Annotated in this window: 12 protein-coding genes; 6 read left to right on the top strand and 6 right to left on the bottom strand. The window is 34.5% G+C overall.

Annotated features, from left to right (window positions below; genetic code table 11):
- Window positions 1-88: 88 nt before the first annotated feature.
- From D2K40_RS04415 to D2K40_RS04405, 3 genes are all read left to right on the top strand, one after another.
- The gene (locus D2K40_RS04415) at window positions 89-1,324 is read left to right on the top strand and encodes a metallophosphoesterase family protein (protein ID WP_117153389.1); all 1,236 of its coding nucleotides are present in this window, start codon (window positions 89-91) and stop codon (window positions 1,322-1,324) included.
- Window positions 1,321-4,278 (top strand): ATP-binding protein, encoded by a 2,958-nt coding sequence (locus D2K40_RS04410; RefSeq protein ID WP_117153387.1) that lies wholly within the window; start codon window positions 1,321-1,323, stop codon window positions 4,276-4,278. Before D2K40_RS04415 ends, D2K40_RS04410 begins: the two co-directional genes overlap by 4 nt.
- 206 nt (window positions 4,279-4,484) lie before the next feature.
- Window positions 4,485-5,039: a GbsR/MarR family transcriptional regulator gene (locus D2K40_RS04405; RefSeq protein ID WP_373285545.1), complete on the top strand. Its 555-nt coding sequence runs from the start codon at window positions 4,485-4,487 to the stop codon at window positions 5,037-5,039.
- A gap of 572 nt (window positions 5,040-5,611) precedes the next feature.
- Here the strand turns inward: D2K40_RS04405 and D2K40_RS04400 are convergent.
- The 6 genes from D2K40_RS04400 to D2K40_RS04375 all read right to left on the bottom strand — a co-directional run bounded on the left by D2K40_RS04400 (window position 5,612) and on the right by D2K40_RS04375 (window position 11,251).
- A complete protein-coding gene (locus D2K40_RS04400; protein WP_117153385.1) occupies window positions 5,612-6,844 on the bottom strand; it encodes an HD domain-containing protein in 1,233 nt (410 codons plus the stop codon).
- A gap of 215 nt (window positions 6,845-7,059) precedes the next feature.
- Complete coding sequence (locus D2K40_RS04395; RefSeq protein WP_117153383.1) at window positions 7,060-8,346, bottom strand: RNA-guided endonuclease InsQ/TnpB family protein; 1,287 nt, start codon at window positions 8,344-8,346, stop codon at window positions 7,060-7,062.
- Between the two features lie 288 nt (window positions 8,347-8,634).
- Complete coding sequence (locus D2K40_RS04390) at window positions 8,635-9,510, bottom strand: peptidylprolyl isomerase (protein ID WP_117153381.1); 876 nt, start codon at window positions 9,508-9,510, stop codon at window positions 8,635-8,637.
- A 231-nt stretch (window positions 9,511-9,741) separates the two neighbouring features.
- A complete protein-coding gene (locus D2K40_RS04385) occupies window positions 9,742-9,921 on the bottom strand; it encodes a hypothetical protein (RefSeq protein WP_117153379.1) in 180 nt (59 codons plus the stop codon).
- A 108-nt stretch (window positions 9,922-10,029) separates the two neighbouring features.
- Window positions 10,030-10,569, bottom strand: a complete 540-nt coding sequence (locus D2K40_RS04380; protein ID WP_117153377.1) for a DUF3267 domain-containing protein — start codon at window positions 10,567-10,569, stop codon at window positions 10,030-10,032.
- A gap of 181 nt (window positions 10,570-10,750) precedes the next feature.
- On the bottom strand, window positions 10,751-11,251 hold the full coding sequence (locus D2K40_RS04375) for a GbsR/MarR family transcriptional regulator (protein ID WP_117153375.1): 501 nt from the start codon (window positions 11,249-11,251) through the stop codon (window positions 10,751-10,753).
- Window positions 11,252-11,593: 342 nt separating this feature from the next.
- On the opposite strand from D2K40_RS04375, the gene D2K40_RS04370 reads away from it, so the two are divergent.
- The 3 genes from D2K40_RS04370 to D2K40_RS04360 all read left to right on the top strand — a co-directional run bounded on the left by D2K40_RS04370 (window position 11,594) and on the right by D2K40_RS04360 (window position 14,618).
- The gene (locus tag D2K40_RS04370) at window positions 11,594-12,790 is read left to right on the top strand and encodes a quaternary amine ABC transporter ATP-binding protein (RefSeq protein ID WP_117153373.1); all 1,197 of its coding nucleotides are present in this window, start codon (window positions 11,594-11,596) and stop codon (window positions 12,788-12,790) included.
- Window positions 12,783-13,616, top strand: coding sequence for an ABC transporter permease (locus D2K40_RS04365; RefSeq protein ID WP_117153371.1), 834 nt, complete (start codon window positions 12,783-12,785; stop codon window positions 13,614-13,616). The genes D2K40_RS04370 and D2K40_RS04365 overlap by 8 nt, the downstream gene beginning before the upstream one ends.
- A gap of 66 nt (window positions 13,617-13,682) precedes the next feature.
- Window positions 13,683-14,618, top strand: a complete 936-nt coding sequence (locus D2K40_RS04360) for a glycine betaine ABC transporter substrate-binding protein (RefSeq protein WP_117153369.1) — start codon at window positions 13,683-13,685, stop codon at window positions 14,616-14,618.
- Window positions 14,619-14,652: the final 34 nt, after the last annotated feature.

Genomic DNA, 14,652 nt, shown 5'->3' with positions numbered 1-14,652 from the left:
CAAGCTTTTTTTAGTTGACGAACGTGCATTCGTTTTTGTGGTCTGCTACAATAATAGTAAGAAAAGATAGTTAGAAAGGGATTATAAAATGCAGGAAAAATTATCGTTTATTCATTGTGCTGATTTACATTTAGATAGTCCTTTTACCGGATTGAATCATTTACCTGATCGAATATTTCAAGAAATAAAAAAAAGCACGTTTAAAGCATTAGACAATTTAATAGATGTAGCAATCAAAAAGAAAGTTGATTTTATCCTAATGGTCGGTGATGTTTTTGATCAAACAAACCAAAGTGTTTACGCACAAATGCAATTTCTAAAAGCATGTGAAACGTTACATCACGCAGGGATAGCTGTGTATCTTTCATTCGGAAATCACGACTATTTACAACGTAGTTTATTACAGTTTAAATTCCCAGAGAATGTCCATATTTTCACTGATGACACGGTTGGGTCTTTTATTTTTGAAAAAAATCAAAAGCAACTTGCAACCATTTATGGATTTAGTTATTTAGAAAGAGCAGTACATAAAAATAAAACAGAAGAATATCAAAAAGTATCAAACACGCCTTATCATATAGGTATGCTTCATGGAAGTGTTAAACAACAAACAGACCATGATGTCTATGCGCCTTTTCAAGTTAGTGAATTAGATAATAAAGGGTTTGACTATTGGGCACTTGGCCACATTCATAAGCGTCAGCAGTTAAAACAAGCCCCACCTATTGTCTATTCGGGAAATATACAAGGAAGATCAAAAAAAGAAACAGGCGAAAAAGGTTGTTATTATGTAGAAATGGACGGGAATAGTGTAGATCTAACGTTTTGCCCGCTTCAAACTATTCGTTTTGAAACTATTACATTAGATGTAAATCAGTGCACAACCATACAACAGTTAGAAAAAGCACTTGACGAAAAAATAGAACAAATTCATAACACATATGGAAAAACAATTTTAAGGATCCAGTTAACAAATTTTCAAGAGGTAGTAGAAACATGGTTTTATGAAGAGATGATCGCAGATGTTATTGCCTTTTTAAATGAAAAAATGACAATCAAACATGATTGGATCTGGATTCAAGCGATAGAACTTTCAGAGCAGAAATATATTGATAAAGAAGCTTTACGACAAGGTGACCATTTCTTGGGTGAAATGCTACGTTCATTTGAAAACACTGAACTAAAGGAAGAGCTTGAGCCATTATGGAAGCACAGGCAAGCAAGAAAACATCTAACAAAGCTTACCAAAGAAGATGAAACAGAAATTATTGACCAAGCAGAGAACCTGTTAATCTATCAATTATTAAGGAAGGAAGAAAGATGAAAATAGTACATGCGGACATATATGGCTTTGGCAAATGGTCTCAAACTTCTCTCGATTTTTCTAAGGGATCACTTATTGTAATTAATGGAGAAAATGAATCAGGGAAATCAACACTGCGTCAATTTATGTTATTTATGTTATTTGGTATGCAGCCAAAAAAACGAGCACAATTTTTACCGAAAAAAGGTGGAAAGTTAGGTGGACGTTTAACGATTCAAACAGAAGATTGCGGTACCTTTACAATCGAACGCCTTCATGATCGAAATAAAGCACTTGCTACTTGTTACCATGAGGATGGCAATCAATATGATGAATCATGGCTACAGCAAAGGTTGAAAGGATTAGATGCTCAGGCTTTTTCTGCTATTTTTTCGTTTGATTCCGTTACATTACAACAACTACAGCAGATAAAAAAAGCTGATATTGGAGAAGTGTTATTAGGTATAGGTATGACCGGAACTGATCAGATCTATTGGACAGAGAAGTGGCTTGATCAACAACTACAGCAATTATTTAAACCACATGGAAAAAAACCAACAATAAATCAGTTGCTTGAAACGATAGAAGAAAAAACAAATGAACTAGTTAGAATGGAACAAGAAGTAGAAAGTTATCAGCAAAAACAACAGGAAAAAACGATCCTGCAAGATACTCTTTCAGAATTACAGGAAGAATATGAAGTATTACGGAAAGAAAAATTACAAACGGAACAAAAGCTTCATTTATATCCAACAATTGAAGCATTCCATCAGACACAACAGAAATTGGCAAGTTTTTCAACAGAAATTGAATTCCCAGAACAAGGGCTCACACGTTACCAGCAAATAAAAGAAGCAATGTATCCGTTAAAAAGTGAATTGACACTAATAGAATCAAACTTGGAAAAAGAAAATCAGCAATTAATTCAAGTAGAGGAATCTTTACTTAATGCTGAAGTAGTTAATAGCCTTGAAGAGTTAATTACAAAAGCAAAAAAACATCAAGATATTGATAATAAACTACAATTCACTAAAAAATCGATAGAAGACTTAGAGAAACGATTAACACAGGAACTTCATTTGATGCAAGTAGGATTGACAATTGACTCCTTTAAAGGTTTTTCATTTTCCTTTGCTACAGAAGAGATATGGCAAGAAATAAAAGAAGAACAAGAGCAAATTACAAGAGAGTTTGCAACAATAGAAAATGAGCAAGCAACTTTGAAAGAACAGCAGAATTTTCTTGCGAAAGAAAAACAAACATATGAACAAAATCAATTAGACCAGGCAACCATTAATCGTTTTGTTGAACAAGTGGACCACAAAAAGCAAGTAGAAGCGGAGCATAAGCTGACAGCTAACCGTAATAAGCAAAAACAAAGCTGGCAGTCAATGAAACAAACAAAAATTAGAAATGCAAATCGAATTGGTCTAATTAGTTTTGGGTTAATACTCATATCAGGAATAATTGGTTTTTTACAATCAACTTTCTATTGGTATGGATTTTCTATAATAGGTTTGATTTTTATCCTGTTGCAGCAAGTTTCTCTTCGTCAATCGATACGATCGATGGAACCATTATTTGTTGCAAAAACAGATGATAGCACTATTAAGTCAATTGATGAACGACAATTTCAAGAAGCAGAAGCCATCTTACAAGAACAGAACCAACTACAACTGCAAGTGGACAAAACAGAAAATGCATTACGTGATCTTCAACTTGAGCAAGTAAAGTTAGAGGAAAGGAAACAATTCTATAAGCAGAAACAACAAATGCTTACCATAAAAATAACAGAACAAATAAAACAGTACCCATTTTTACAAGACGTATTGGTTAGCCACTGGCCAAAACTATATCATCACTTAGAAAAAGCAATGGAAAAAGCAGAAAAGATTTATATATTGACTAAGGAAGCTGATCAACTTGCAGCTGATATTAGGGATTTTTCGTTAGCTTTAGAGGAAGCATATTATCAGCACTTTTCACAAAAGGAAGAAGATAAAAGTAAAATGCTGCAAGCAATACGAGAAATAGCAGAAGGTCAAAAATATAAAATGGAAGAACAAACTCAAATCCGAATGAGATCGGATGATTTAGTGACAAAAAAGCAAGCGATTCAATCGAAGTTGCAACCTTATCAAGCTGATATTAAGCAACTATGGCAAAAGGCTAAAGTAAATGACGAAGAACAGTACATCACTAAGGGAAATCAAAAGCAAGAACAACAAGCCTTAGAGAAAGAGTTAGCAGTTTACCAACAGCAATTAGTTGCTTTTCTATCGGAGCAGGAGTGGTCGCGATTATCACAAGGGGATTTAGTTACAAAAGTCGAACAGGATGAAGCTCTTGGCATGGTAACTGCTAAATTAAAGGAGATTCAAGCTGAGATTAAGGAAAAACAACAACAATTAGCTACTATTCATTTAGAGCTAGAACAACTTGAAACATCCACTTTATATGTAGATGCAAAACATCGCTACTATACTTTACAAAGCGAATTGCAACAACATGCAAAACAATGGGCTGTGTATCAATTGGCAATAGAAAAATTGCAAGATACAAAGGAAGTTTTTCAGCATTATTATCTACCAAAAGTATTGGAACGAACAACATTTCATTTTAATTATATTACTAATAATAAATACGTGAATGTTTATGTCACAAATCAAGATGCAATCTTACAAGTTGAAGATTTTGAAGGAGTCCATTTTAATGTAGCAGAATTATCTCAAGGAGCAAGAGATCAATTATATATTTCATTACGGATTGCTTTAAGTGAAATGTTTCAAAAACAAATGCGGATGCCATTTTTTATTGATGATGCATTTGTTCATTTTGATCCAAATCGACTAGAAAAGATTATTAAAATATTTCAAAAAATGACTGAGAATCAACAAATTATTTTATTTACTAACGACACAACATGGGGTAAAATGACACCAGATAAAAAAAATACGCAAATAGTACAAATTTAATCAATATTGGTTAGCAATCCAATTAAAATAATGGTAAGATATCTTAAGATATTTACTTAAGAAATTTTTCAATGGTAGATTACTTTGATTAAGTGTATGTTTTCAATTTTGATGTAAAAGGATAAGTTTTATTGTAACGACCTTTAAATTGTTAAATTCAAATGAATATACCACTTCAAAAATTCAAAGTGTTGGAGGGTCAAATATTGTCAAAACATGAAGGTAGGGATGAATGGGCAACCTACGAAGAAATAATGGACAAATTTATTCAAGTAATAGCTAAAAATATGAGTTTGTATGGGATTGCGCCTTCGGTTGGTCGTTTATATGGAACATTATATTTCAGTGAAACCCCAATGACTTTAGATGATATGCGTGATGCGTTGGCTATGAGTAAAACGAGCATGTCTACTGGTGTTCGTGCATTATCTGAAATTAAAATGGTTGAACCAGCTTTTAGGAAAGGTGTACGAAAAGATTTATATAAATCAGAGGAAGATTGGTACAAATCTTTTACATCCCTATTTGGAAATCGTTGGCGCCATCATACTGAAACCAATATCGAAGAAGCGGAAGAGGCAATCCATGAATTGAAATTAATAGCTGATAAAACAGAAGATCAAGAATTATTAGATAAAATTGAATTGGATATTGACCATCTTCGGTATGCTCAAGATTATTATCGCTGGCTAATGCGTTTTATTCAAGTAGTGGAGTCTGGTGAAATCTTCAAGTATGTTCCACGTCATGACAGAACTTAAATGAACCTAAAAAGATGCAAGACAAGATCATTACATAATGACTTGTCTTGCATCTTTTTATCTGGCGAATGTCTATAAACTATTACGTATAATCTATATGATACGACATAACTAGTAGCGCGAGTTACTAGTACTAACCCGCTTCTCAAATGAAATTGGATCCCTTTCCGCAGGCAAGGGCTCAACTAATTTTAGAAGAAGAACACTTCTAAAAATGGATTTTCGGCCCGCGCTGTTCCTGCAGGAGTGTCACCAATTTCATTTGATACGCTAGACATTCAAAAAAATGCATACGCATATTTTATTCTCTGTAAAGCTTAGTGAGTGTTAGCACTTTAATTATGGTTAGATATTCCAACTAGCGAAGTAAGTGAAATGGTCGAGACTCCTGTGGGAACAGCGCGAGCTGAAGATCCACTCGGAAAGCGATCTTTGCTTATCCGAGTTAGCTGAAGCCGTGCCCAAGGAAAGCGAGTCCATTTCACTTATGGAGCGGTTATGGCATTCATATCTTTAGTTACGTCGCATCATAATATCGACTGTGATGTATGATTGCTTTAATAAAAGTCTTTTTATTTTATCTTTTCGGTGTTTTCGTAGCGGCTGTCTAGGTAGTCGACAATGTGAATTAGGTATCCTTCAACAGACTGTGGTTGTCTGACGCATGATCCCCATTCAGGTAAACCATGATGGCAAAGAATACAGTGTGTCATTTCATGTATTTTTTCTATTCCAATGGTAATTTTTTCTGTTTCAATAATTTTTGTTAACAGCATAGCACCATATGGAATATGGCCAACCATAACACCTAAAGGGTCCATGGATATACCAGCTTGTTTTCGGTTTTGTATATTAGACAAGTCGGCTGTTGGATATAAAAACTTAAATGCTTCAAATGATTTTCCGGCATGATCATATTCTAATAACTTACCAATATCATGGAATAAGATACTTGTAATCAATAAGTCGTGTTGCGGAGCAGCATCCTTATATTGCATCATCCCATGTAACATATGATAAAGGTGATCAATTGTATCTTTCCAAACAATTGGTGACACATGTTCTTGTTCCTGCGTAAAGCCAGTCCAAAGTTCGTTTTTATATGCTTTTTCAACAACACTAATTAGTTTTATTGTAGCTTGAATATGGTTATCTTCAAATTTTGTCACATATCGTGCAAATCGCATTAGGCCGACTGTATGCTTTAATAGACCACCTAAATAATTGTGATGAAAACCTTTAGCGGCTGGTGCTAATCGAAAATCGTTCCAAAAGTGTCGCATTATGGCAAGTGAAATATCCTGATAAGGAGAAGATAATTCGTATATGTATGCAAATAACTCTGTAGTTAAATCTTCTAAATTTTGCTGCGTGTAGGGTAAGAAGGAAAAAGGATTTATCTCTTCTTCACAGGAACGTAGTTGATTGATCGTGATTGATTTATGTCCACGAAATGAATCAACAGTTCCTTCAATATCAAAAACAGAAAATTTCTCTAAAGAGGGGAGATGCTGCTCTATTTCACCTTGGTTATCCCACATTTTCGCTTGGATCATTCCAATATTATTGCTAAAAGATAAACGTAAATATTGCTTTCCGTTTTTAGTTAATTTAACTTCAAAGTCATTTAATAATAATCGTTCGCTTACCCTATTTCCTTGTTGTTCATCTTGAATGTTAAAAGATGTTTCACCCTCCGGTAAGTCAGGGAGAGGAAATGAATTAAGAATATCCTTCTTCTGTTCAGATGTAATAGAATAGGAAATTGGTATAAATTTATAAAAGTAAGAAGCGTTATCACTCATAAAATATTTCACTCCAGATAGATTATATTATGATCACTGTTATATTGTAACGTAGCAGAACATGTTTTAATAGTGTCAACAACCCATGACTGAAGTCACGGGCTTGTAAGGTCTTACAACCTTTAGAATTTACAGCGGACAACAAGACCAGCGTCTTGCCCTTTAAACCACGCCAGAGGTGCTGTTTAGGCTCCAAGCAACCCGTTTTTTATCATTTAAGCCACAACTATTTGTAGCAGAATTTCATCTTTCGTATAGTATTCCCCATAGTGCTTAAGGTTGAACGCAGCGTTAATATCTCGGTCAAGATGTGCGCCACAAGAAGGGCAATCCCATTCACGAACAGCTACATTTCCTTTTAGTGCCGTATTCTTATGACTGCAAGTGGAACATAATTGTGTAGATGCAAAATTTTTCGGTGCTTTTACGTAGTATTTTCCTTGCTGTTCTAGTTTATATTTTATATACAAGCGGAAGTTACCAAATCCATTATCTTGCTGATTTATGGCATAATGCTTGTTTTGTCCAATTGCACGAAGGTCTATGTTTTCTACTACAATCATGTCATAGCGATTCGCAAGAGTATAGGCTTTTTTGTGAAGCCAATCTTTTCGTTGGTTCGCAACTTTGTTCTGTAGTCTTGAAACAATTAGTCGCTGTTTTTCCCAACGATTAGAGCCCTTCACTCTGCGTGACAATATGCGTTGTTCTTTGGCTAGACGCTCTTTCATTTTTCGATAATATTGCGGATAATTGGCTTTCTTACCCTCGCTATCTACGAAAAAATAAGATTGAGAATAATCTATTCCCAAAATGCGATTTGGTGTACCAATGCTTGTAATTTCCTTTGGAAATGCAACACAAATAGACACATCAAATTGTCCTTTCATGTTCATCGTAACCGTTACATTTTTAATTTTACTACCTTGTGGCAATGGTCTATGTGTATGCAACTTCAATCCAACGGCTTTCACAGAAGATTTTTGCGCTGATGGAAGATATAATATGTCATCTTCGATGTAAATATTTCCGTTTTGGTTAAATGTCGTGTAGCTAGCTTTGCTACCTTTACGAGAATGGAATTTGGGCATTCCTTTTAAATCACGAAATGTCGGTTCTATCCCTAGTGTCTTCTGACGTTTCAAGGCAGCTTTCTTGTATTGTTTTTTATAGGCAATTTTATTAAAGGCTGTAACTGCCTTGTTGAAGTGTTGTTTTGCTTCGTTAGAAGCAAAGGCGTCCACAAGATACAAGTAGGCTACATGATCGTCACTTACGGCTTGTTTTTTAAATGCAGAAACAGTCGGCATACCTATTTTCTTTAAAGAAGGTAGTTTGTCACCAATTTGATAATCGTTCTTTTCCAAGTAGTCATATAGATAGGCAACGTGAAGGTTATACATCTTTCTATCTGCACCAAAACACTGTCGCAAATACGTTTCTACTTCATCAGAAATAGGGATAGCACGATACACATAGCCGCGGTTTACTAATTCAAGCATTGGTTTCACCTCCAATTATTTTTCTTTTTGGTTTTGGATATAATTACTTTTGATATGGCTATCACCTTATGTTCATTATATCACATGCATATAGAAAAACGTTGATTTATGAATGGATTTAGTCCGATAGAACATGTCGGACAATTGAGTTAGCAGAAGCTAACCCTTGTCCGAAGTCGATTCATCTCATGACTGAAGTCACGAGGGTTCTCGACTATTTCCTAAATATCTAAGCAAAAAAAGACTAACATAAGATTTCCTTATGTTAGTCTCAACGATTCAAATAGATTACTCGACTATATCTTCAGCTACTTCTTCTTTAGCAAATAAGTCTTCAAAGTCTTCTATTTTCACATCAATATTTGCTTCCTCAAGTACTTGGTCTAGTTTTTCACTAGAATTTTCTACTTTAGATAAAGCTATTTCTTGTCTTAGATCCTCACGAATGTCTTCTAGAGGCTCAACTTCAGTATCTAATTCACGCTTGTCCGTTACTTTAATAATGTGCCAACCATGGGTAGATTCTACAGGTTCACTAACTTCATCTACATCTAAACTGAAAGCAGCATTTTCAAACGGTGCTACCATTTTTCCGGCACTAAAATAACCCAGTTCTCCACCACTTGTTGCTGAACCATCAATTGAGTGTTCTTTTGCTAGTGTGGCAAAATCTGCACCTTCATCTAATTGTGCTTTTAAGTCTTTTGCAGTTTCTTCATCAGCAACTAAAATGTGACTTGCTTCCACTTCCGTTTGCATTCTTTCATAACGGTTTTCGATTTCTTCATCAGTTACTTCAATATCTTCAGTAACTGCCTTTTGAACTAGTAAATTTATCTTTAAAACTTCACGTAGTGCTTCTTCGTCAGCTAAACCTTGTTGTGATAAAAACGCATCCCATTGATCGCCAACTTGGCTTTTGTACATTTCAACTTGTTCGTCAATTTCTCCTTCTTCGAGATCATACTTGTCCTCTAATATTTGTAACATAACCATTTGTTGTAATACCGCTTCACCACTTGTATCTTTTAATTCATTATAAAATGCCTCTTTTGTAATATTTCCAGATTCTGTTTCTACAACTGTTTCTGGATCATCTGATGAACAAGCAGATAGTGTGAAAATTCCTGCTGCTAGGGTTGCTGCTATAGCTAGTTTTTTCATTTAATTACACTCCTATTGTTGTTAGTTTGATTTTTTTTGGCAATTACTGCACCCATGAGATAATATAACACACTTCTTTTAGAAATAAATAGTCTAAATTTAAATTACTTACTTTTTACATAATTGTTCCACATTAGTGCGCTAGTGAATCCTACATTGACTTTATTAAATAACAAAAGGATGTGATTGTATAATCACATCCTTTTGTTATTTTCATTAACAGATCATTTCTTAAGTATAAATAATCTCTATGTATGAAGAAATTAATAAAATAGTAATTAACACATTAATTGTGCGAAATACGTTAGGTTGTCTTTCTTTAGACATCTCAGTTTGTAGGCACAATCGATTTGTCAGTGTATTAAACAAAAATAATACAAATAATGCAAAGGGAACGAAAAATGTTATCATACCAATGCCCTCCTTTTATCCATGTTATTACTTTATCAAAAATAGATCCATTTGAACAGTGAAACATTAATAAAAAAAGCACCTCTTAGTTAGAAGGGGTGCCTTAGCTTAGCGTGAAATTAAGATATCATAACCAGTTCCATCATTTACAACAATACATTTTCTCGGGGCACGTATGAATTGCCCAGTATAAATAAAATCTGTATAGGAGAGACCAATATTAACTGCAGAAATTATAAGAAAGTAAACAAAATACTCTCCAAAAAAGTAACTAGCCACAAGTCCAGGTATAGTTAGGAAAATAGTTGGCGCGAGTAATGTAATGATAGACGTACGCTTAGACATTTTCGCCCTTAATAATACTTTAATTATTGGAAATGTTTTTTTGTGTAACCGACAGTTAAATTTAAAAGTTCGATTAGTTAATAGTAATGGAATAAAGTGCACAAACTTATGAACAACCGGTAGTAAAAGTAAGCCTATCAGTAACGGGAAGATACCATGATCTTTCACGTTGCTGGTTTGATGCACGATGGAAAAGGGTAAATATAATAAAATGAACGATAGTAATCCTACCAAAAATGAGATTAAATAAATTCGATTAATACCAATTTCTCGTTGCACATTCACAGTTTTCCAACAATTCATGAATGATACCTCCCCTTACGTTATATAGCGAATAATTGAATGAATTCGTGAAATATCCTTCAATGACTATAGTATGTTTTTTGGGGGAAATCAATAGTTTTTTTAAAAAAAAATTAGACACAAAAAATAAGCATAATGCATACTTACATTATACTTATACACTCTTTGAAAGAGGAAGTGTTTAAATTCGCCTTGGATCAGGCTTTATGGCTTGAAATGTGCGTTTTATTCGGTCATTAAAAGAAATAATCTCAGCAAGTTTTTTTTCCAATTGTAACGTATCATTTGTTGGTAAATTGTCACTTTTAGATTCTTCTACAAGAATCTTCTCAACATCATCTAAAGATTGCTCTTGGGAGCTAGTATGATCAATCCATTTATGAATATAGGTACTCATGAATTTACGGTATAGGTTGGAATCAGTTGTGTATAAATCTTTTCGAACACCTTTTTTCCATACACGCTCAACTAAATTTAATTCTAATAAGTTACGGATACCAGTACTGACTGCAGTTTTACTTTTACCTAATGTTTCGCTCATGTCATCTAACGTCATTGGAGAATCTTCAATATATAATATAGAAAAAAGTCGTGCTTCTGAAGGAGATACATCAAACATCTCAATAGTCTTGGAAAACTCATTAATGATTAATTGTTGCATATTCTCTAATGGATTTGTCATAGTACCCTCCTACAAAAATAAGTTGCTTAGTTTAGGTTACACTAAAATTAAGATGAATGGAAATCATGCTTTTAGTAGATATTAGAAGAAAAGGGGAGGATTTTTAAGTAAAAAGCAATAAAAGTTCGTACAGTTTAAACTGTACGTAAAATTTGTTCGAAATTAACGGTATTTATCATTTGAATTATCTAGCGAAAAAAGGATATAGTATTAAGGTAGCATTTTATGCTTAATAAAACACAGTATGTAAATAGCACTTGTAAATTCCAGTGGAACCAATTTTTAAAGTGATTAAAAAGGTACTGTTAAATTTATTTAATAAATGTAAACGAGGTGAATTCGATGCCGGTTATTAAAGTAGAAGGATTATCAAAAGTATTCGGTAAAAATGTAAAAGAATCATTAAAGCTTTTGGATGACGGTATGAAAAAAGAAGAAATCTTAAAACAGACTGGTGATACAGTAGGTGTTAACCGTGCTTCTTTTGACGTAGAAGCTGGTGAGGTTTTTGTTATTATGGGCTTATCTGGTAGTGGTAAGTCTACATTAGTTCGTTTGTTAAATCGACTAATCGAACCTAGTGAAGGAAATGTATATGTAGACGGAGAGAATTTGGCTACAATGAACAAAGAAGATCTTCGTCGCGTCCGTAGAGAAAAACTAAGTATGGTGTTCCAGAACTTTGGATTATTCCCACATCGTACGATTTTAGAAAACGCGGAATTCGGCTTAGAAGTTCAAGGGGTAGATAAGGAAGACAGAAAGGAAAAAGCTAAAAAATCTTTAGAGATGGTTGGTTTAGGTAATTACATAAATCAGTTACCAGAACAACTATCTGGTGGTATGCAACAACGTGTTGGTTTAGCAAGAGCGCTTGCTAACGATCCAACTGTATTATTAATGGATGAGGCTTTCTCAGCACTAGATCCATTAATTCGTAAGGACATGCAGGATGAATTATTAGAATTACAAGTAGCTATGAAAAAGACGATTATATTCATCACACATGACTTAGATGAAGCATTACGTATTGGAGATCGAATTGCACTCATGAAAGATGGTTCTATCGTACAAATTGGTACACCAGAAGAAATTCTTGTTAATCCTGCCAATGATTACGTAGAACGCTTTGTTGAAGATGTCGATCGTTCGAAAGTATTAACTGCAGAACACATTATGAAGCGCCCAGAAACAATTAATATTGAAAAGCATGGACCTCGTGTAGCACTAGAGCGTATGCGTGAAGAAGGGCTTTCAAGTATTTATGTAATTGATGGTAAACGTAATTTAAAAGGTTATGTTACGGCAGATGACGCATCTGAAGCACGTAAAAAAGAAATTAGAGATATAAACGAAATACTAAAAACGGATGTTCCAACCGTGGGCATGGATAAACCGATGCAAGAAATCTTTGAGATTATTCATGATTCTCCAGTACCGATTGCTGTAGTGGAAGATGAAAAATTAAAAGGTATTATTGTAAGAGGAGCAGTGTTAGCAGCTTTAGCTGGAGAAAATGAGGTGAATATAGATGCTTGATTTTATTGCACAAATACCAATAGCTGTCTGGGTAAAGGAATTTACTGATTGGCTAACAGAAGCCTTTGCGTTTATTTTTGATCCAATCAAAAATCAAGGTGGAGATTTCTTAGACTGGACTTCAGATATGTTAGTTTTAATCCCACCAATTATTGTAATTATAATTGTAGCAGTAATTGCGTTTTTCCTTACTGATAAACGGATAGGATTACCGATTTTTACAATTGTAGGATTATGGTTGATATACAACCAAGGACTATGGGAAGAACTAGTATTTACATTCACGCTTGTCTTAATTGCTAGTTTGTTATCCATTTTAATAGGTATCCCTGTAGGTATCTTAATGTCAAAAAGTAAAACAGCTGAAGCAATTATTACTCCAATATTGGACTTCATGCAGACAATGCCAGCCTTTGTATACCTTATTCCGGCTGTAGCATTCTTTGGAATAGGGATGGTTCCTGGTATATTTGCATCACTAATATTTGCAACACCACCAACGGTTCGTTTTACTAACCTTGGTATTAGACAAGTATCACGGGAACTAGTAGAAGCTTCTGATGCTTTTGGTAGTACAGGTTCTCAAAAATTATTCAAAGTTGAGCTTCCGATGGCTAAGAGTACAATTATGGCTGGGATAAACCAAACAGTTATGTTAGCCTTGTCTATGGTGGTAATTGCATCAATGATTGGTGCTCCTGGACTAGGAAGAGAAATCGTATCTGCACTGCAAAATGCAAATGTAGGTTCAGGTTTTGTAGCAGGTATTAGTATTGTTATTTTAGCGATCATCATCGATCGTTTTACACAAAATCTAAACAAATAGTGTTTGTTTACTTTTCAAAAGAAAAGTTTTCATATAAAAAAATGTAAAAGGGGAGTTTTTTAAGTTATGTTTAAATTACAATGGAAACATCTAGGACTATTAAGCGTACTTGTATTATCACTAGTATTGGCTGCATGTGGTGATACTGAGGAAGATACTGCTGACACTGGCAACAACGGTGATACAAATAATGGAGAAGAAGCAACAGGTGTAGAGTTAGGTGAAACTGACTTAGAGTTAACTTATGTTGAGTGGGCTTCTGAAGTAGCTTCAACTAATGTTATTGCTGAAGTTTTAAGAAGTGAAGGCTATGACGTTGACATTACTCCTGTAAGTAACAACTTTATGTGGCAAGGAGTTGCAAACGGTGAAGCAGATGCAATGGTTGGTGCATGGTTACCTGCAACACACGAAGCGCAACTTGCTGAATTTGGTGACGATTTGGATAGACTTGGTGTAAACCTTGAAGGTGCAAAAATTGGTTTAGTTGTTCCACAATACATGGAAGCAACAACAATTGGAGACCTTGCTAATTTTGCTGATGGGTTAGATAGTCAAATTACTGGTATTGAAGAAGGTTCTGGTGTTGTTAAAGCTGCTAAACAATCTATTGAAGATTATGGTTTAGAAGGTTTTGAAGTACAAACTTCATCTGGTGGCGCAATGGCTACTGCACTAGGTCAAGCTATCGAAAATGAAGAGCCAGTAGTTGTTACTGGTTGGACTCCACATTGGAAATTTGCTGAGTATGATCTTAAGTACTTAGAAGATCCTGAAGGTACATTTGGTGGGGCTGAGACAATTGAAACATTTGCGCGTCAAGGGCTTGCAGAAGATAGTCCAGCAGCATATCAAATCTTGGACCAGTTTAACTGGACTGCAGAAGAAATGGCAGAAGTTATGCTTGAAATTCAAAACGGTACTGATGCTTCAGAAGCAGCAGCTAACTGGGTTGAAAACAACCAAGATAAAGTTGATGAATGGACAGCAGGTTTAGAGTAACATCTAAACTGAATTGAAAAGATAAAAGAACTGC

The organism is Paraliobacillus quinghaiensis (assembly GCF_003426025.1).
GTDB classification, from domain to species: Bacteria; Bacillota; Bacilli; order Bacillales; family Amphibacillaceae; genus Paraliobacillus_A; species Paraliobacillus_A quinghaiensis.
The sequence above is the reverse complement of the archived record's forward strand: the minus strand, read 5'-3'. Positions and strand labels throughout refer to the sequence as shown.

Bases quoted from the DNA above. Each gene is read 5' to 3' on its own strand.
- D2K40_RS04375 (WP_117153375.1), bottom strand. From the start codon at position 11,251: ATGACAAATCCATTAGAGAATATGCAACAATTAATCATTAATGAGTTT.
- D2K40_RS04410 (WP_117153387.1), top strand. From the start codon at position 1,321: ATGAAAATAGTACATGCGGACATATATGGCTTTGGCAAATGGTCTCAA.
- D2K40_RS04365 (WP_117153371.1), top strand. From the start codon at position 12,783: ATGCTTGATTTTATTGCACAAATACCAATAGCTGTCTGGGTAAAGGAA.
- D2K40_RS04385 (WP_117153379.1), bottom strand. From the start codon at position 9,921: ATGATAACATTTTTCGTTCCCTTTGCATTATTTGTATTATTTTTGTTT.
- D2K40_RS04390 (WP_117153381.1), bottom strand. From the start codon at position 9,510: ATGAAAAAACTAGCTATAGCAGCAACCCTAGCAGCAGGAATTTTCACA.
- D2K40_RS04370 (WP_117153373.1), top strand. From the start codon at position 11,594: ATGCCGGTTATTAAAGTAGAAGGATTATCAAAAGTATTCGGTAAAAAT.
- D2K40_RS04415 (WP_117153389.1), top strand. From the start codon at position 89: ATGCAGGAAAAATTATCGTTTATTCATTGTGCTGATTTACATTTAGAT.
- D2K40_RS04395 (WP_117153383.1), bottom strand. From the start codon at position 8,346: ATGCTTGAATTAGTAAACCGCGGCTATGTGTATCGTGCTATCCCTATT.
- D2K40_RS04380 (WP_117153377.1), bottom strand. From the start codon at position 10,569: ATGAATTGTTGGAAAACTGTGAATGTGCAACGAGAAATTGGTATTAAT.
- D2K40_RS04400 (WP_117153385.1), bottom strand. From the start codon at position 6,844: ATGAGTGATAACGCTTCTTACTTTTATAAATTTATACCAATTTCCTAT.
- D2K40_RS04360 (WP_117153369.1), top strand. From the start codon at position 13,683: ATGTTTAAATTACAATGGAAACATCTAGGACTATTAAGCGTACTTGTA.